The organism is Anabaena sp. UHCC 0253, assembly GCF_009712085.1.
In the GTDB taxonomy this organism is placed as follows: Bacteria; Cyanobacteriota; Cyanobacteriia; order Cyanobacteriales; family Nostocaceae; genus Dolichospermum.
Genome location: NZ_VILD01000011.1, coordinates 91,982 through 110,053, shown reverse-complemented (window position 1 = coordinate 110,053; position 18,072 = coordinate 91,982). Strand labels below are relative to the sequence as shown.

Genomic DNA, 18,072 nt, shown 5'->3' with positions numbered 1-18,072 from the left:
AAATCCTGGACATCCTGATTCAGACAATGTACTTTAATTCAGATTTAAAGCAAATGAATTTACATAAAATGCAGCCCAGAGAATCATTAAATAAAGCCTTTCTAAAAGTTAAGCCTAACAGAAACGATATTGAACATTTTAAAAAGAATTTGCAAAGCCTAATTGAAAAAATTAACGAAACCGAATCAGAAGAATTTCATAAAAATCTGATTGGCGATTTTTTAAAGAACACATATTATAGTAAAAATTATTTTATTAATACTAAAGGACGAAATGATTTTGTTATTCATAATGGCAAAGATCCTAAAAGCAGTGTTGGTGTAATTCTGGAAACTAAAAAGCCAACCAACAAAAGCGAAATGCTCAAAGTTGATAATCTGAATACTAAAGCTTTCCAGGAATTGGTTTTATATTTTCTGCGGGAACGTCTAATAGAGAAAAATATAAAAATTAAATATTTAATAGCTACTAATATTTATGAATGGTTTATTTTTGATGCAAATAATTTTGAAAAAGCATTTATTGAAAATAAACCCCTACTTAAGCAATTTACAGATTTTGAATCAGGAAGATTAACAAATAAGAAGACTGATTTCTTTTATCAGGAAATTGCTCAAGTTGCTATTACAGAAATTCAAGATCAAATTACATTCACACATTTTGATATTCGAGAATATCAGAAATATTTACAACCTCGTGAAAATCCTCATGATCATAAATTGATTGCGCTGTTTAAGTTATTTTCACCAGAACATTTATTAAAATTACCTTTTGCGAATGATAGCAATACTCTTGATAAAGGATTTTACAGTGAATTATTACATATTATCGGTTTGACGGAAACTAAAGAAGGTGGTAAAAAACTCATTCAACGCAAAAAAGAAAATGAGAGAAATCCGGGTTCACTAATTGAAAATGCAATTATCCAACTTGATAGTTTAGATAAAATTTCTCGAATAGAAAAACCAGAACAATTTGGAGAAACTTATCAAGAACAACTTTTTAACGTTGGGTTAGAATTAGCAATTACTTGGGTAAATAGAATTCTGTTTTTGAAGTTATTAGAAGCGCAATTAATCAAATATCATAAAAATGATCAGTCGTTGGAATTCTTGAATTTACAGAAAGTCCAAAATTATGATGATCTTAACAGTCTTTTTTTCAGCGTATTAGCTCGCAAACAAGATGAAAGAACCGAAAGTGTAAAAAAGATATTTGCTCATGTTCCCTATTTGAATAGTTCTTTATTTGAACCTACGGATATTGAACAACTAACTATTTTTATTAATAACCTTAGAAATGAGAAACTAGAAATTTTCTCTGCTACTGTCTTAAAAGACAATAATGGAAAAAAACGAATTGGTGAAATTAATGCTTTAGAATACCTGTTTGAATTTCTCAATGCTTATGATTTTAGTAGTGAAAGCGGGGAAGAAATTCAAGAAGAGAATAAAAGGTTAATTAATGCGTCTGTACTTGGTTTGATTTTCGAGAAAATTAACGGTTATAAAGATGGTTCTTTCTTTACTACCGGTTTCATTACTATGTATATGTGTCGGGAAACAATTAGAAGAGCAGTTATACAAAAGTTTAATGAAATTAAAGGTTGGAATTGTGTAAGTATTGATGATTTATATGAAAAGATAGAAGATAAAAAAGACGCTAATACAATTATCAATAGTTTAAAAATATGTGATCCTGCTGTGGGTTCAGGACATTTTTTAGTTTCTGCTCTCAATGAAATGATAGCAATAAAAAGCGAATTGAAGATTTTACTTGATAGGGAAGGTAAAAGATTAAAAGAATATGATATTGAAGTTGTCAATGATGAATTGATTATTCTTGATGAAGATGGGTTATTATTTGAATATAATCCTAAAAATAAGGAAAGTCAACGAGTTCAAGAAACGCTATTTTATGAAAAACAAACGATTATTGAAAACTGTTTATTTGGTGTAGATATAAATCTAAATTCCGTGAAAATATGTCGGTTACGGTTATGGATTGAACTTTTAAAAAATGCTTATTATCAAACCGAAAGTGATTATACAGAATTGGAGACTTTATCCAATATTGATATTAATATTAAATGTGGTAATTCTTTAATTAGTCGTTTTTCTTTAGATACTGATTTGCGAACAGCTTTAAATAAAAATAAATGCAGTATAGAAGCTTATAGAAATACTGTACAAACTTACCGTAATGCTAAAAATAAGGAGCAAAAGCGGGAAATGGAAAGATTGATTAATGATATTAAAGGTAATTTAAAAACAACATTACAAGGAAGTGATCTAAATAAAACTAAGTTAAGGAAGTTAGAGGGTGAAGTTTATAATTTAGAAAATCAAATTTTATTGTTTGAGGAAACAAAAGCTGAGAAAAAGACGCGGGAGAAAAAAATCGCTAAGTTAAATAATGAGATTGATAAATTAAAAATTAAAGTTGAAGAAATAGAAAGTGGTAAAATATATGAAAATGCTCTCGAATGGCGTTTTGAGTTTCCTGAAGTTTTGAATAATGATGGTGTTTTTGTTGGTTTTGATGTCGTTATTGGAAATCCTCCTTATTTCTCACTATCTAAAATTAAAGAAAAATATCAAACTGCTTATTTTGAAAATAATTATCAAACTTATACAAAGGGTTCAGATATTTATTGCTTGTTTTATGAAAAAGGAAGTTGCATTTTAAGAAAAGCAGGTTTTTTAACTTACATTACTTCTAATTCTTGGTTAAAAACTATTTATGGTAATTCACTAAAGAAATATTTAATTGAAAATCTGCAACCCCAGACTTTATTAAATATTGAAGATATTCAAATTTTTGAAGAAGCAACTGTTGAATCAAATATCATAATCTTGAAAAAAGATCACGCTAATGGATTTTTTGATGTTGCTAGTCTAAAAAATAATTATCTTATCGGTTCTTCATTAGAGAAATATTTCTATAAACACTGTTTTCAATTTACAATACCTAACACATCAGAATGGATTATAGGTAATGAAGAAAGTGGAAGTTTGAAACAGAAAATAGAACAAATAGGTAAACAGTTAAAGGATTTTAAAATAACAATAAATTTTGGGATTAAAACAGGATACAATGATGCTTTTATTATCAATGAGGAAACTAAAAATCAATTAATTGCTGAAAGTTCTAATTCTGCTGAAATAATTCAGCCAATTTTAAGAGGTAGAGATTTAAAAAAATATAGTTATGAATTCTCAAATCAATGGTTAATATGTACCTTCCCTAGTTTAGCTTTAGATATTACAAAATATCCAGCTATTATGACCTATTTGGAAAAAATTGGCAAAAAAAGATTAGCACAATCTGGTATTCAAGGTAGTAGAAAGAAGACAAATAATCAATGGTTTGAAACCCAAGATTCTATTGCTTACTGGAAGGATTTTGAAAAACCTAAAATTGTTTGGGGTGAAATTTCTGATCAACCTAAATTTGCTTTTGATGATTCTAACTATTATGCTGAAGCTACTACCTTCTTAATGACTGGTGAAAAACTTAAGTATTTGTTAGCAATATTAAATTCTAGACTATCACAATGGTATTTTAATCAAATTTCAACTACTACAGGAATGGGTACAAATAGATGGAAAAAGTATAAAATTGAAATACTTCCTATTAAAGAACCGACTGAAGCGGAAGAATTGTTATTAGAAACATTAGTTGATCAAATTCTCACTGCTAAAAAATTAGGTTTAAAAGCAGATACAACCACATTAGAAACAGAAATAGATCAGCTAGTTTATCAACTTTACGAATTAACAGCAGAAGAGATTAAAATCATAGAAGGGTAAACACCACAAATCCCATATCTCTGACTTCTTTTTTTATGTTGTAAATAAATGATAAATTGAGTCAAAGTCCCAGATTTTTCGTTACTGAAATCAAAACCATAGAACTTAACTATCGTCAGCATTATCTAAAAAGCCCGTGACGAGGATTGAACTCGTGACCTCACCCTTACCAAGGGTGTGCAAAATAACGAAATATCAAGACTTTTAACCATTTGCGTAGTTGGGTTATGCAAGAACTATGCAACTTGGAAAATGTACGAGACTGGAAAGCTATCGTCTAGAGTTCCCAAGATAACCCCACGCAACAATAATAATGGAATCATAATTAGGTTTCAATACCAAGGGAAACAATACCTATTATCCCCCGGTGGTAAATATGGCGATAGACTAGCAATGGCGAATGCCGATAAAATAGCTAGTCAAATTAAAACAGATATCATTGCTGGTTACTTCGATCCCACACTAAAAAAGTACCAACCAAACGTTAAACAGCCTGATAACGTTGTTTCCATTAATAAAGATGTAGCACTAAACCTACAAGAATTATGGCAACAGTACAAGGTTGCTAAACAAGCAAGTGTAGCTAAAACAACTCAAAAAGAGAAATGGTTACAGATTGATAGATGCTTAACAAAAGTATCACTTGAGATGCTAAATCCAGAAAATGCTCAATTATTGATACCAGAATTGCTTAAAACCTATGCTGGTACTACACTAGAACGCATCATTAATGATATACACGCTTGTAGTAATTGGGCTTTCGAGATTGGATTGATTAGTATTAACCCTTGGAGAAGACTAAAACAGCAGTTACCAGATAAACCCCAAAGTAGTAGAACAAAAAAAGCATACTCACGGGATGAGGTCAACGCTATTATTCAAGCGTTTAGATGTGATTGGTACTGCAATATCAAGTCAGCTTTCAAAGATAGCTGGTATGCTGACTTTGTTGAATTTTTGTTTCTAACTGGATGTAGACCGGAAGAAGCTATTGCACTTACTTGGGATTGTGTCAAAGATAAGGTAATTGTCTTTGATAAAGCATACTCTTGTGGTATTTTAAAAAACACAAAGAACAATAAAGCGCGTATGTTTCCAATAACACCGCAAATTAGAGAGTTATTAGATCGGCGTTTGACTTATGTTTCTACTATCTCTAGCAAGCTACTGTTTCCAGCGCAAAACAGTAGTTACATCAACTTGAGAAACTTCACACAACGTTACACTAAAAGGATTGTAGAAAATCTAGTTAATGAAGGTAAGGTCAAGCAATACTTACCTACTTACAACCTAAGAAACACAAGTATCACGCATTATTTACGTCAAGGTGTTGATATAGCTACGGTAGCGGCGTTAATGGAAACATCAGAAGAGATGATTAACCAGCATTACTGGAGTCCAGATGATGACATTATCCATAATAATGTTCAGTTACCGGAAATTTAGAACTATAGCCATAACAGGTACAACTGTCAGAGTTGTAATTGCATTATCTTACTGCAACTAACACTACTTCAAATAAATACAGTAAGAAAACAAGGGATAGTAATGAACACAGTTCTACTATCCTTTTATTTTGCACCATTAACTATGCACACAATAACTCACTTTAGAATAACGTCATTACAACTAAATGCAGTTAGCGTATTATTCGTTAACGCAGTTATTACTTAAATCACTTTAAATTCCAAAATAAGAGCCGCTAAATACGAAATCAAATAACGTACTTTAATAATGCTCAAATAACTAACGTTAGTATTGCAATAACAAGAATAAAGATAACTCACATAACTATAATTACAATAATAGCGATAACAGTTATGTTGATATTGCGATTACGTTAATTAGATTATGCAATCTCAACTAACTAAAACTTGATAACTCAAATAGCGAGTATGAGAAACATGAGTTATGTGATATAAGATGTTAAATTCTTATTAGAATCAGCAAATATAACAAATACTAATGTTCCTTATCTATCACCTTATTTTGCGAAGTCATTGTAATTTAAACCTTGTGATTAAAAAACAAAATTAACGAGTAGAATTCAAGTATATTTTTTTTAAATACAAAAAACTTACAAAATGTAAACATAACTTGGCGATTACGTTTACAATATTAATTGTGAGGAATAAAACAAGCATCTCTGAACCTTGAAAAATGAATATCCAAGACGCTCTGAGGTAACAGAGGCATCGAATAGTCAAGGATGCCGACGGTAGGTAAAAAACGGGCTGAGGATATTCTGCATAGTACCTGACCATACTTGTAGAACAAGTCCGGTTATTCCTTTTCGTAAGAAAGGAAGAGTTATCTATTCAGATAACTAGGTTGTGTTTCTCAAGTTAACTTTAACTATAAACATAGCAATGACAACTATTAAACAAAACTCTCTAACGCGTGTTGTACCGACCAGATTAACCCTTAATAACTATGACCTTTTATCAGATATCGCTAAACAAAATAAAAGTACAACTTCCGCTTTAATCAGACATATATTGATGGAGTGGATAGATAAAAACGAAGAAATACCAGCAATTGATTACTGGTATTTCGACTCATAGGAGTTCAATTATTATGAATTTGACTGATTATGTGAAACTGACTGATTTAACTATACTTAATAACAATTATTATAACATGACAAACACAAAAGCAAACGAATCTGGCACGAATTCTCGTAATGAAACTATTAAGTGGCTACAAGAAAATGGTTATCCAGTATTACCAGTAGCACCAGCACAAGATGCTAATAAATATCCCAAGCTGAGAAAAGATACTAGAGAAATTGAGTTAGACAAAGATGGTAATCCTCAATCACTATTCACTGGTAAAAATCCATCTTATTTAGATAAAGATGGTAAGCCACATCTTATTTACCACAGTAATTATCAAGAGCAGCTACCTACTGAAGATGAATTAAATAAGTGGTTTTTACATCCAGATACAGGTGTTGGCACGTTAGGTGATTGGAACAATACTATCTGGCTTGACGTTGATGTTAAAAATTTTGACTCTCCAGAAGATTGTAATAATGCAGTTGATAATCTTCTGAAAGATCATCCAAAACTACAAGAAACATTCACGGAACGCACTCATAGTGGTGGATATCGAATTGGGGTGAAAGTGAAGCAATCACCAGATTTCAAAAACTTCACTCTCCAACTAAATGGTAAGCACGTTGGTGAGGCACTTGGTAAAGGTAGTTTTACTGTGTTAGCTCCAACTGTGGGAGTTCCTGGCAATACTTACCAAAATATTAAGCGAGTTCCATTAGTTGAAGTAGACTCGCTGGAGTCAATTGGAATTTATCCAGTAAGAAAGAAGAAAGAAGAAACAAACACCAAAAAGGAAACAAAACGCGATCCTCAACCAGCTAATAAATCTGGTATCAAATTGGAATTGTTAGGAAGCGAAACGAGTCAAAGTATTTTGAAAGGTCAAGCTGACAATAATGATCGTTCTGAAGCTCTCACAACTGCCATTAAAGAATGGTTCGGTTGGGAAAATTGGTGCAACGAAAATGGAATTGACTACAATGGCACAACTGAGGAACTAGCTAAAGAAGCTGGTAATCAGTTGGGGACTGATTCAGATAAGATTCAACGAATTCTAGATAGTGTTGATAGTGATGATTGTCATCCAGCAGCGTTATTTATGGGAGATGGATCTAACTGCTGGTTGAAAGTTCGCAAACTAGATAAGAAAGTCTATGAAGCTAATTGTCCAGACGGCATCAAACAGGAGATTGAACAGCAGAACAAGTCTAATTCTTCACAAGAGTATGTGTCTGTTATGAATGAAATGGAACGAATATTACAGATTGAAGATCCTGGATTGCAGAAGTGGGATCTAGAACAACTATCAAAGCAAACTAAAATTAAAACCAGCAAACTCGTAGAAATTTACACAGCCAAGTCAACTGCTAGTCAGACTTTTGCTCCTATTGATATTCATGACTTCCTAGCCAATAACCCAGATGAACGTGAATGGCTTATTGCGGCTCATATCAGTTTAGCCACCACCGTCTTGTTATATGCTGATGGTGGTGTGGGTAAAACATTACTTGCTTATGCTTTAGTTAAAGCAGTTGCAACTGGTGAAGCTTGGAATGGCTTCATAACTAAACAAGGTCAAGTATTAATTATTCAAACTGATGAACCAGAAGTTGACACATCAGAACGATTGAATATTGCTGGCTTTAAGGATATACCAAAAGGAGTAGTAACAATTGAAACTAACTGGCAGTTTTCACAGATACGCCAATTGAAGCAATGGATCGAGCGTGAACGTCCTTTATTTGTGGTTATTGATTCCCTTACATCAGCTAACCGTAACAGTGGTGTAGAAGAAAAAGACACGTCCTACGGTAGTGTGTTATATGAACTACGAGATATAGCTAATGAGTTTAAATGCTCAATTATGGTTCTACACCACGAAAATAAGGCTGGTGGTACTAGAGGTACAACAGCGATTTGTGACAATGTATCTGAAGTTTGGCGATTGCGTAAGGGTGAAGCAGAAGAGAATTTATCTGACACACAACGGGTGTTAGAAATAAGTAAGTCCCGATCTGGTTGTACGGGAAAACATCAAATTGATTTAGATACAGATAACTACTCTTGGAAACATCAAGGTAAGTTTGGTGAACCAGAAAACGCTCCCAAATCGCTCAAAGACAAATTACTAGGGTTTCTGGAAGATCAACCAGGGCGTAAATACAAAGTTAAGGAACTGGCAACAGAATTAAATAGCAACGAAGAAACTGTTAGAAATAATTTAAATAAGCTATGTCAAAAGGGACAGATTAACCGTGAAGAGGCAAAAGCAGACACACCTGGCGGTAAGCAAAAAGTAACTTTATATTTTGCGCCGCATCTACTAACAAGCATGGAACCTTTGCCTGAAATGCAGTCATAGCAAGCGTTAGAAGCCTCCACACTAGGGTTAAACAAAAGGGTCAACACTACTTTGATGTTGACCCTTATAACCAAAAACCTGATTACTGTTATCAGAATAAATTTTTATTATGGTGACATTAATGATGATTAATATCAACAAAAAAAAGATATTTCATTATTCAATCAAGTTAATAAATGACTTATTAATATCGTATCAAATCACTTGGTTTATCTAGTTCTAATATAGCGAAGCTTACATCAACATTAGTTATTAAACAACCTACAATAACTAAGTTTGATAGTTTGATGGTTAGTCCGCCCGATTATCAATTAGCTAAACAATATCAAATAGGAGATCGCCGCATCACTTATTTTTCTTACTCTGATGAATTTATTGTTGAACGAGTTGACTATAATAATGCTCAACCTAAGCAATTGTTTCCTAAATATCAAGAAGATAAGTTATTGAGATTGTTAATAGATATGCTAATACATATATTTTAAATAGACTATTCCTATAAGTGGATAATAATTACTTTTATTAACTGTTTTAGCTTTGATGCCACTAACTAAGTTTGTTATCTTAACCAATAACGAACTTCCTTAGCAGCACCTAATATATTACTAAGTAAACCTCTAGTTCCTCTAGATACCTTTAATATGTTTCTTACTTTGTCGTGGGTATTAGATGTATGTTGTTTAATTCGTTTGTTCTTACTGCCTTTGCGTCTACCACGTTTAAAGGAAGTTATGGAGTAATCAGATAATAGAAACATTGGTTTAACTGCTTAATATCTATCATTTAATTATACAAATAGTTATTGATTGATATTGTATTTTGTGGTGATTTGATAGATGATAATTTGATGAATGTTCTTGCAAGTTACGCTATGTATGATATTGGCAGTAGGATACATAACTTGTTTTACTTGAGCCAATAACGTAATAATTTACAACCTCAAATTGTTAAATCAATTCTACTTGAGCCGTTCCTTTAGGGGAATTTGCTCTTTATCTCTATGCTGTGGACAATATATATCTTGCGCTATGAAATGGATACTACTATATACAGAAAATATTGCTTTACTTTCTTTTTCTGTAATCTTATTCTCTTTAATTTTCTTTGTTAAATCATCATTTATATCGTTGATGATAGTGATTTTATTCTTACCTTGGTCAAGCTTATTGCAGTATTCTTTAGCTTCTTGTATTGCCTTTTCTCTACCAAAAAGTTCTTGATAAGCAACTTTTTGTGTGTAACTGTCATCATCATTATCTAAGAAATATTTCATTTTGATTTCAAATTCATTATCAGAATTATTAGTTTTACTTTCTATGTCTTGAGTTTTTGGATTTGAACAGGCAGATACAGTGAGTATTAATAACATCAAAGACGGGAATATCTTGCAGAAGTTTCTAATCATGTTTTGTTAATAGATAATTATGTAATTTAACTATACTTTGCGTTTTTATACAAGTCAAGTATCAGTCTTTATATTTAGATGCTTAATGTTACCGATTGAGATTACACCAGATAACTGATGTAAATACCATCACCATCAAAGCTGACATGAATCCTAACTATAATCATTTTTTCTATCACGCCGCTACTGTTGCCATACAAGCGCAATTAAAAGCAATTACTTCCTAACTTGATTAAACGTAATTTAAAACCGCCTAACTATATATACCTCTGAAACAGCCGATATCACTTTTGCATGACTGTTTCTACCTGAAACTCAAAACAGAGGCATTACAGGTCAATATGACGCGAGTATTTATCTGATATACGTGATTAAGTCACAGAAAGATAGTTATTATATAAGACGATTTTATAGATAAGTTTGTTTTAATAATTAATCCTGTTATGCAAGTTCTATGCAAGTTACCATCAGTAATGAGATACTGGTAGAGTACCGCCAACTTATGCAACTGGCTAAAACCCTAATTTTCCGTCATTTTGAAAAGCCCGTGACGAGGATTGAACTCGTGACCTCACCCTTACCAAGGGTGTGCTCTACCACTGAGCCACACGGGCAAAATTGAAATTCGATAATTAGGATTTATCATGCTGTGAATTATTTAGTTACACAGCATATATAAATCTTAATATCTGTAGGAGATGGGCCGAGCTGGATTTGAACCAGCGTAGGCGTAAACCAACGGATTTACAGTCCGTCTCCATTAACCACTCGGACATCGACCCGTTTTGTCCCACAGTTAACTATAATAGCAGCAGTTCCTGGATTTGGCAAGGGGTTAAAGAAAAGAAATTGTGAAAAATCTAGATTCCTTACAGCAAGCCAGTTTCAGAAGTTCATTCTATCAGTTCTCCAGTTTCTTGGAGAGCGTGTAAGCGGTGGTAAATGCCATTTACGCTTAAAAGTTCAGCATGACTACCAACTTCGACAATTTTCCCTTGATCGAGAACTACTATTTTATCAGCTTCCCTCACAGTGCTGAGGCGATGGGCAATAATAATTGTGGTGCGAGTCCCCTGAATTGAACGCATGGCTAATTGAATAGAACGCTCAGATTCGTAATCTAGGCTAGAGGTCGCTTCGTCAAAAATCAGTACGTCTGGTTCTACCAACAACGCCCTCGCAATTCCTAGCCGCTGTCTTTGTCCCCCCGATAACCTCACCCCCCGCTCCCCCACAACGGTGTAATAACCGTGAGGTAGGTGTTCAACTACTTCATCAAGTCTGGCGATTATACAGGCTTCCTGTACCTGTTCCAAGGTTGCATTTGGTCTACCATATTTGAGATTATCCAAAATAGTTCCGTTGAAAATGTCTACTTCTTGGTGAACAATTGCTAATCTGCGCCTATACTTACCCACATCTAAGGTGCAAATATCTTGACTATCAATTAAAATTTGCCCTGTTTGCGGTTCAAAGTAACGCAATATCAACTTGATTAAAGTAGACTTACCAGAACCAGATTTTCCTACTAAAGCAACTGTTTGATAAGGCTCAATTAACAAGTTAATATCTTGCAAAACTTGCCGATTGCTATCATATCCAAAACTAATTCCAGAAAATTCAATTTTTCCAGAAAATTGATATGGTGATTCTGGCTGATTTAATTCTGTTAAAAGTTCATTTGCATCTCTTCCTGATGGTGTTTGTATAAATTCATGAAATCGGATCATTGCGGAATATCTACGAATAAAAGATTCTGCTAATTTACTGATAGGTTCTAACTCCCCATAAGCCATACTAGAAAGAGTCAATATCATCACAAAATGACCAAGAGAAATTTCCCCATTTACAGTGGCAGCTAGAGTTAAACATAAAATCATAAAGACGCAAAACTGAATTACAGTTTTTTGCAAAGTAGCCAGTTCCACATAACCTTTATGAAGACGATAATCAAATACGGTTAATTCTCGATGTAAACGTTGTTTTTGTCGTTCTAGTTCCTGCTGTTCTGTTGCATAAGCTTTAACAGTTTTGATATTAGTAATTATCTCGGAAGTGCGGCTGTCTGTGTTCTCCATATATTTATCTAGGCGAGTTTCACACAAACTTAACCGCTGCAATTGTTTCCAACTCAAGCTGAGTATAAATATACAGGAAATCAGCAATAAAACCGCAATTTTCCAATCAATAAAAGCAATGAAGAAAAATATTCCCACCACACACAAGAGTTTAGGAATAAATTGTCCAGCAATTTCCGGATAACTCCAGGTGTGGTTAGCAATACCTCTACTTACTCTTCCCCCAATCCTGCCAGGGTTATTTTCATCATAAAATTCTAGTGGTAAAGTGAGAATTTTAGATATGGCTATTTCACTTTGATTTCGTCGCGCTTTTAAGGCTATATCCCAGTGAAACCATGCTGTTAACCAAGGCTGTGTAGGCGCTCTCACAACTGTAATGAGGAAGATTAAACCAAGCAATACAGCCAAAGACAAAGTTTGATTAACTGGGTAATTGGTAATATTTGATGAACTGATTATTACTCCTTGTATTGCTTTATCCAAAGGTTGATTAGACAAAACATTTAAAATTTGTCCAATTGCATAAGGTACAACTAAATCAATAATTTCGTAAATACCAGATACAGTAATACTGAAAATACTCAGTTTCCAGTCAGGACGAAAATAGTTGAGAATATTTCTAAATTGAACCATAATGTATAACATTCCAAAGCCCGAAAATTAGCCGGGAATACTGATACTACATATCTACTAAATATAGATTACAAAAAGTTCACCCCCTTTGGGGATTTAAAAATAAAAAAGAAGCATCTGATTTTTAATTGAAATGTAATTGGCTAAGTAGGTAGATGCTAATAAACCCAAATATGTAATGAACTGTAAATTACCCAAAACTTTTGGGATTGCTGCGTTTCACTCGCAATGACATAGTTATAAGTTTTCCCACTTACCTATAATGATCGAGAAAATTCCAGCCGATAACGATATAATGCTACTGGTCGAGAACCTGCGGTAAAATAATCAGGATCTTGGGGGGAAAGATAGACTGCGGTTACTTGATCTGCTGTAATGGCTGGAGAGGTGGTGGAAAGTTTTTGATAAGCGGTGGTTGATTCTACAGAATTAAAATAGGGGCGAGAACCACCTTTAAATAACTGTTGAAAAACTTCTGTAGTGATGAATTGATCATCTGGTGTTGTTTCTGTGACGCGATCGCTTACAATGGAAATTAATTGGCGTTCACCACGGAAAAATGTAATTTGACGATTGGGAGATTCAGGATCTACTTTGGATGATAATACAGCTTCATCTCCTAAATAAGCCCTGGTTAAATTTAAACTATTAAATTCTCTATCAGCTACTAATATTGATGCTTGATTTTTGAGGTTGGGAAAAATTTGTGAACCCGAATTATTTGGTTTAACTTTCACAAATTTAACTAAAAAACTAATTGGTTGATTTAATTGACTGCGATTACCTTCAAAACCTGGTGTAACTATATCCGGTGCTAAAGGTGCTGCTAAATCTACTAATGTGCTGGTAACTTTCCACTTACCAGTCATCCATTCAGGATAAACTAAGTCTCCCTTAGCTGGTTTGACTGATGTTAATTTTTCCCATTGAGGAAACTTGGCTAAATGTTCGGCTAATTCTCCGGCTTGGGCTTCGTTATTTCCTAAAACCAAGAAAAGCATTAAGCAAAAACTAACAATTAGTTTAATTAACATATTAAAAATCGAGAATTAAAAATTAAATTCCCCTATTTCTTTAAGAATTCGGGGAACTGTTTCAAACTACAAGGTTTCTAGGGCTAAAGGTTGCCAAATTTCTCCATACTTTTCTTTTAAAACTTGCCAAGCTTCTACTTGTCCTGGTTCGTATTCGCCGGGTTTACCCCATTGTAAAAATATGCTTAATGCAGGTTTTTCTTCTCCATCTAAAAACCGAATTGCATAGGTGGTAAAGTTCCCTCTTTTGGCTTCCCCTGTTTCAAATTTAACTTTTTGAATCATATCCATATTTAAGTGAAATTCAAAGCCTTCGGTGTGCATATTCGCATATTTACCTTTTGGTAATTCGGCGTAAAATAGCTTTTCAATTTTTCCTCTAGCTTCTAAAACAGCCGCGCTACTGGTGACAATTAAGCGCAAAGTTCCCAAGGTTTCACAAGCTTCTAAAAATTCTTTCAATGTTGTTGTCATAGTTTTTTGTTTTTCAGTTGCTTATTGTTCAATTTTTGATTTATAGCGTTTTTTTGATGTAATACAATCCAGAAAGCAAGAGGGCGCAGACCCTGCGCCCCTACGTTTCGTATTTCTCATAGGCAGAAACAATGCGTTGTACTAAAGGATGACGAACCACATCTTTTTGAGAGAATTCGCAAATTGCAATTCCTTCCACGTTTCTTAAAATTTGTAAGGCTACGTCTAAACCAGATTTTTGATGAGGTGGTAAATCGGTTTGGGTGATGTCACCTGTAATTACCATGCGGGAGTTAAAACCCAATCGGGTTAAAACCATTTTCATTTGTGCCGGTGTGGTATTCTGGGCTTCATCAACGATGATAAAGGCGTTATTTAATGTTCGTCCCCGCATATAAGCCAATGGTGCGACTTCGATGATTTCCCGTTCGATTAAGTTGGGGACTTTTTCGGGGTCTATAAATTCATTAATGGCATCATAAAGGGGACGTAGATAGGGATTGACTTTTTGCTGTAAGTCTCCTGGTAAAAAGCCGAGTTTTTCCCCTGCTTCCACTGCGGGACGGGTTAAAATCAGCCGTTCAAATTGATTACTGAGTAGGGCTTGAACGGCGACAACTACAGCCAGATAGGTTTTTCCTGTTCCCGCAGGACCAATACAAAAGGTTAAATCACGTCTGCGGAGTGCGTCTATATATTGGCGTTGGTGGAAGGTTTTGGCGCGAATTTCAAACCCCCGACGGGTTTTGGCGAGGATATCCCGCTGTAAGTCTTGGAGTTGGTCTTCTCTATTGGTGTCTAGGGCTTGACGGGCTGTGAGAATATCAGCACTGGAGATATTATTACCTTTACTCCACAAATTTTCCAGCGATCGCACTAACCGATTTGCTAATTCAATTTGCTTGGGTGTTCCCGAAATTAACAGTTCTTGTCCACGCAGGACTATGTTAGCTCCTGTTTGTTGTGATAGAAACTTGATATTTGCCTCACTATATCCGGCTAGAGCGATCGCACTGGACATATTAGGCAGTTGAATGGTGACATCATCTGCCATATTATTCCTGAATGGGGTGAAAAGTTGTTTTTAACAAAATTAATATTTTCCTATTGATTAAATGTAGGATGAAAATCCTATAATTTTCTATTAATTAGAATTTTTATTATTTGGAAATGGGCTGACAACATTTGCTATTTCTTGGCTTGTAAATCCGTAATAAACACGGAATTATCAGCCAAGATTTTACAATTTTGTTGTCCCCTGTCTCCGTCTGTCCCAGAATTTAATCTGTTCTCCACTATTTAAACTAACTAGGGCAATGCGGTCAAAATAACTAACAATTAAAAACCCTTAAAAAGCTTTTTTAATTTGCTTTTTTTAATTTTTTAATTTTTTAATTTTTTAATTCCGATCAAGCTGTACTAGCGTAAACGTGGTTTAACAACAGGTCTGGGAATATTACTCTCTCTTTCTCTCGATTTGGGTGGTAGTATGCGATCTTCTTGTTCTTCATCAAAAGACATACTATCTCGACTTTGGGAACTACTACCGTATATATCCAAGTATACTGATTGCCCAGCTAGTTCTGCTGCGGCGGCAATAACAGTACGAATTGCCTGGATATTTCGTCCCCCCCGACCAAACACTTTACCTTTATCTGTGCTGTCAAAAGCAATGCGAACCCAAACCCGCTTGAGGATTTGAGATATTTCACAATCTACGCTTAAAGATTCTGGAGATTCTAAAAACGGCTGCACAAGAAACTTCACCAGCCCAACATAATTGGGACCGGTTGCTGGGGATTTAATTTCAAGACTATGATGCGGCTGTTGCACGGACCTGTTCAAAAACGTTAGCTTTTACAAGGATACGACGAACTGTATCGGTAGGTTGAGCGCCTTGTTGTAGTCGCTTAACGATACCAGGAATGTCTAGTTTTACTTCATCAGTTCTGGGGTTATAGAATCCTAGTTCTTCTAGGGGGCGACCGTCACGACGAGCAAGGTTGTTCATGGCAACAATCCGGTAACTTGCTTCCCGCTTTTTCCCAAATCTTTTTAAACGCAGTTTGATCATGTTGAGAAATGTTTCTCCTGTTCCTAGAGAGTGAATTTGTAATTGAATGAATGAGGAAGTGACTAGGCGATAATACCCACATTCAAAACTTCCCACACTGAAATGCTAATTTTAGCACTTCCTAGCCATGAATGGCTATTAGTTAGTTGTCAATTGTCAATTGTCAATTATCAATTATTTCTAAAGAGTACCAAAGCCTTTTTTCTTTTTCTCTTTCTTTTTCTTGGTTGGTGGTGCGCCGCCGGGGTAGCCACGCCAACCGGCTGAAGGACGATTTCCTCCTGCGGCTAGAGGATTACCACCGCCGCCAAACATTCCTCCCATACCGGGGATACCACCTTGTCCCATTTGCTGCATGAGCGATCGCATTTTTTGGAAGTCTGCCACCAGTTTGCTTACATCTGCTTCTCTATACCCAGAACCAGAAGCTATGCGGCGGCGGCGACTGGGAGAACTCGATAATAAATCTGGATCACGGCGTTCTTTACCAGTCATGGAATTAATCATAGCTTCGCAACGTTTTAGCTGAGTTTCCCCCTGCTTCAACTGATCATCGGAAAGCTTATTCATTCCGGGAATCATTTTCATGATGCCCCCCAAAGAACCCATGTTTTTCAATAACCGCATTTGCTTGAGAAAGTCAGTAAAATCAAATTTCGCTGACAGAATTTTCTCCTGCATTTGCTCGGCATCTGCCAAATCTATCTCTTCTTGGGCTTTTTCTACTAAGGTGAGAACATCCCCCATACCCAAAATCCGCGAAGCCATCCGGTCAGGATAAAAGGGTTGTAGTGCCTCAACTTTTTCCCCCACACCCACAAATTTAATCGGCGCACCGGAGATTTGCCGCACTGACAACGCCGCACCACCCCGGCTATCACCGTCCATTTTGGTCAGAATTGCCCCAGTAATGCCAATTTGATCATGGAAGGTGCGAGTCAGATTTGCTGCCTCTTGACCCGTCATTGCGTCAACAACCAAGAGGGTTTCATCGGGTTGGACTATTTCTTTGATGCGGGCTAATTCCGCCATCATATCTTCGTCAATTTGTAAGCGTCCGGCAGTATCAATAATTACTGTATTTATTCCTTCGGCTCTAGCTCTTTCCACACCTTGACGGGCAATTTCTACGGGGTCTGCTTCAATTCCTAGTTCAAATACTGGGACATCAATTTGTTTACCCAGGGTAATTAACTGGTCAATAGCTGCGGGACGATAGATATCTGTAGCCACTAGCAGACAACTACGGTCTTGTTTGCGTAAATGCAAAGCTAATTTAGCGGTGGCTGTGGTTTTACCAGTCCCTTGTAAACCAGCCATTAAGACAACGGTGGTCTTACCTGCAACTTCAGCCAGAGGAACATTTTCTTCCCCCATCACCTGCACTAATTCATCATGAACAATTTTGATGAATTGTTGGTCAGGACGCACGCCGGCGATAACTTCAGCCCCCTGGGCTTTGGTTTCGACTTCGCTAATAAAATCTTTGACCACCTGGAGATTGACATCTGCTTCCAACAAAGCCCGACGCACTTCCCGCAAAGCGTCTTGGATATTGGATTGGGAGATTTTATCCTGTCCTCGCAGTTTTTTCCAGGCGGATTCTAAACGGTCAGATAGTGCATCAAACATAATTCAG

Annotated in this window: 14 protein-coding genes and 2 tRNA genes; 5 read left to right on the top strand and 11 right to left on the bottom strand. The window is 35.3% G+C overall.

Features of this window, described 5'->3' with window-relative positions; translation table 11 throughout:
* The first annotated feature begins 53 nt into the window (after nt 1-53).
* The 5 genes from FJR38_RS24360 to FJR38_RS24340 all read left to right on the top strand — a co-directional run bounded on the left by FJR38_RS24360 (nt 54) and on the right by FJR38_RS24340 (nt 9,217).
* Nucleotides 54-3,812, top strand: a complete 3,759-nt coding sequence (locus tag FJR38_RS24360; RefSeq protein ID WP_168539918.1) for an Eco57I restriction-modification methylase domain-containing protein — start codon at nt 54-56, stop codon at nt 3,810-3,812.
* A 393-nt stretch (nt 3,813-4,205) separates the two neighbouring features.
* Nucleotides 4,206-5,258 carry a tyrosine-type recombinase/integrase gene (locus FJR38_RS24355; protein WP_254449551.1) on the top strand — a complete coding sequence of 351 codons (1,053 nt, stop codon included), beginning with the start codon at nt 4,206-4,208 and terminating at the stop codon, nt 5,256-5,258.
* Nucleotides 5,259-6,181: 923 nt separating this feature from the next.
* Nucleotides 6,182-6,376 carry a hypothetical protein gene (locus FJR38_RS24350; protein ID WP_168539916.1) on the top strand — a complete coding sequence of 65 codons (195 nt, stop codon included), beginning with the start codon at nt 6,182-6,184 and terminating at the stop codon, nt 6,374-6,376.
* A 76-nt stretch (nt 6,377-6,452) separates the two neighbouring features.
* Complete coding sequence (locus tag FJR38_RS24345; RefSeq protein WP_217360056.1) at nt 6,453-8,732, top strand: AAA family ATPase; 2,280 nt, start codon at nt 6,453-6,455, stop codon at nt 8,730-8,732.
* Between the two features lie 287 nt (nt 8,733-9,019).
* Complete coding sequence (locus FJR38_RS24340) at nt 9,020-9,217, top strand: hypothetical protein (RefSeq protein ID WP_168539912.1); 198 nt, start codon at nt 9,020-9,022, stop codon at nt 9,215-9,217.
* Nucleotides 9,218-9,291: 74 nt separating this feature from the next.
* On the opposite strand, the gene FJR38_RS24335 is transcribed toward FJR38_RS24340, so the two are convergent.
* The 11 genes from FJR38_RS24335 to ffh all read right to left on the bottom strand — a co-directional run bounded on the left by FJR38_RS24335 (nt 9,292) and on the right by ffh (nt 18,065).
* Complete coding sequence (locus FJR38_RS24335; protein ID WP_168539910.1) at nt 9,292-9,489, bottom strand: hypothetical protein; 198 nt, start codon at nt 9,487-9,489, stop codon at nt 9,292-9,294.
* A 201-nt stretch (nt 9,490-9,690) separates the two neighbouring features.
* Nucleotides 9,691-10,137 (bottom strand): DUF732 domain-containing protein, encoded by a 447-nt coding sequence (locus tag FJR38_RS24330; protein WP_217360055.1) that lies wholly within the window; start codon nt 10,135-10,137, stop codon nt 9,691-9,693.
* A gap of 542 nt (nt 10,138-10,679) precedes the next feature.
* Nucleotides 10,680-10,751 (bottom strand) — tRNA-Thr (locus FJR38_RS24325).
* 85 nt (nt 10,752-10,836) lie between these two features.
* A tRNA-Tyr gene (locus FJR38_RS24320) sits at nt 10,837-10,919 on the bottom strand.
* 111 nt (nt 10,920-11,030) lie between these two features.
* Entirely contained in the window at nt 11,031-12,851 is a 1,821-nt protein-coding gene (locus FJR38_RS24315) for an ABC transporter ATP-binding protein (protein WP_168496848.1), read from the bottom strand.
* A 257-nt stretch (nt 12,852-13,108) separates the two neighbouring features.
* Nucleotides 13,109-13,885, bottom strand: a complete 777-nt coding sequence (locus tag FJR38_RS24310; RefSeq protein WP_168496850.1) for a DUF6816 family protein — start codon at nt 13,883-13,885, stop codon at nt 13,109-13,111.
* A gap of 66 nt (nt 13,886-13,951) precedes the next feature.
* Nucleotides 13,952-14,359 carry a ChuX/HutX family heme-like substrate-binding protein gene (locus FJR38_RS24305; RefSeq protein ID WP_168496852.1) on the bottom strand — a complete coding sequence of 136 codons (408 nt, stop codon included), beginning with the start codon at nt 14,357-14,359 and terminating at the stop codon, nt 13,952-13,954.
* A gap of 100 nt (nt 14,360-14,459) precedes the next feature.
* Complete coding sequence (locus FJR38_RS24300; RefSeq protein ID WP_168496854.1) at nt 14,460-15,413, bottom strand: PhoH family protein; 954 nt, start codon at nt 15,411-15,413, stop codon at nt 14,460-14,462.
* Nucleotides 15,414-15,778: 365 nt separating this feature from the next.
* The gene (locus tag FJR38_RS24295) at nt 15,779-16,165 is read right to left on the bottom strand and encodes a KH domain-containing protein (RefSeq protein WP_168497021.1); all 387 of its coding nucleotides are present in this window, start codon (nt 16,163-16,165) and stop codon (nt 15,779-15,781) included.
* A gap of 7 nt (nt 16,166-16,172) precedes the next feature.
* Nucleotides 16,173-16,433: a 30S ribosomal protein S16 gene (rpsP, locus tag FJR38_RS24290; protein WP_168497019.1), complete on the bottom strand. Its 261-nt coding sequence runs from the start codon at nt 16,431-16,433 to the stop codon at nt 16,173-16,175.
* A gap of 180 nt (nt 16,434-16,613) precedes the next feature.
* Entirely contained in the window at nt 16,614-18,065 is a 1,452-nt protein-coding gene (ffh, locus tag FJR38_RS24285; RefSeq protein WP_168539906.1) for a signal recognition particle protein, read from the bottom strand.
* Nucleotides 18,066-18,072 lie beyond the last annotated feature (7 nt).

Excerpts from the sequence above, each read along its gene's own strand:
- FJR38_RS24360 (WP_168539918.1), top strand. The coding sequence starts at position 54 with ATGAATTTACATAAAATGCAGCCCAGAGAATCATTAAATAAAGCCTTT.
- FJR38_RS24355 (WP_254449551.1), top strand. The coding sequence starts at position 4,206 with ATGGCGAATGCCGATAAAATAGCTAGTCAAATTAAAACAGATATCATT.
- FJR38_RS24350 (WP_168539916.1), top strand. The coding sequence starts at position 6,182 with ATGACAACTATTAAACAAAACTCTCTAACGCGTGTTGTACCGACCAGA.
- FJR38_RS24345 (WP_217360056.1), top strand. The coding sequence starts at position 6,453 with ATGACAAACACAAAAGCAAACGAATCTGGCACGAATTCTCGTAATGAA.
- FJR38_RS24340 (WP_168539912.1), top strand. The coding sequence starts at position 9,020 with ATGGTTAGTCCGCCCGATTATCAATTAGCTAAACAATATCAAATAGGA.
- FJR38_RS24335 (WP_168539910.1), bottom strand. The coding sequence starts at position 9,489 with ATGTTTCTATTATCTGATTACTCCATAACTTCCTTTAAACGTGGTAGA.
- FJR38_RS24330 (WP_217360055.1), bottom strand. The coding sequence starts at position 10,137 with ATGATTAGAAACTTCTGCAAGATATTCCCGTCTTTGATGTTATTAATA.
- FJR38_RS24315 (WP_168496848.1), bottom strand. The coding sequence starts at position 12,851 with ATGGTTCAATTTAGAAATATTCTCAACTATTTTCGTCCTGACTGGAAA.
- FJR38_RS24310 (WP_168496850.1), bottom strand. The coding sequence starts at position 13,885 with ATGTTAATTAAACTAATTGTTAGTTTTTGCTTAATGCTTTTCTTGGTT.
- FJR38_RS24305 (WP_168496852.1), bottom strand. The coding sequence starts at position 14,359 with ATGACAACAACATTGAAAGAATTTTTAGAAGCTTGTGAAACCTTGGGA.
- FJR38_RS24300 (WP_168496854.1), bottom strand. The coding sequence starts at position 15,413 with ATGGCAGATGATGTCACCATTCAACTGCCTAATATGTCCAGTGCGATC.
- rpsP (WP_168497019.1), bottom strand. The coding sequence starts at position 16,433 with ATGATCAAACTGCGTTTAAAAAGATTTGGGAAAAAGCGGGAAGCAAGT.
- ffh (WP_168539906.1), bottom strand. The coding sequence starts at position 18,065 with ATGTTTGATGCACTATCTGACCGTTTAGAATCCGCCTGGAAAAAACTG.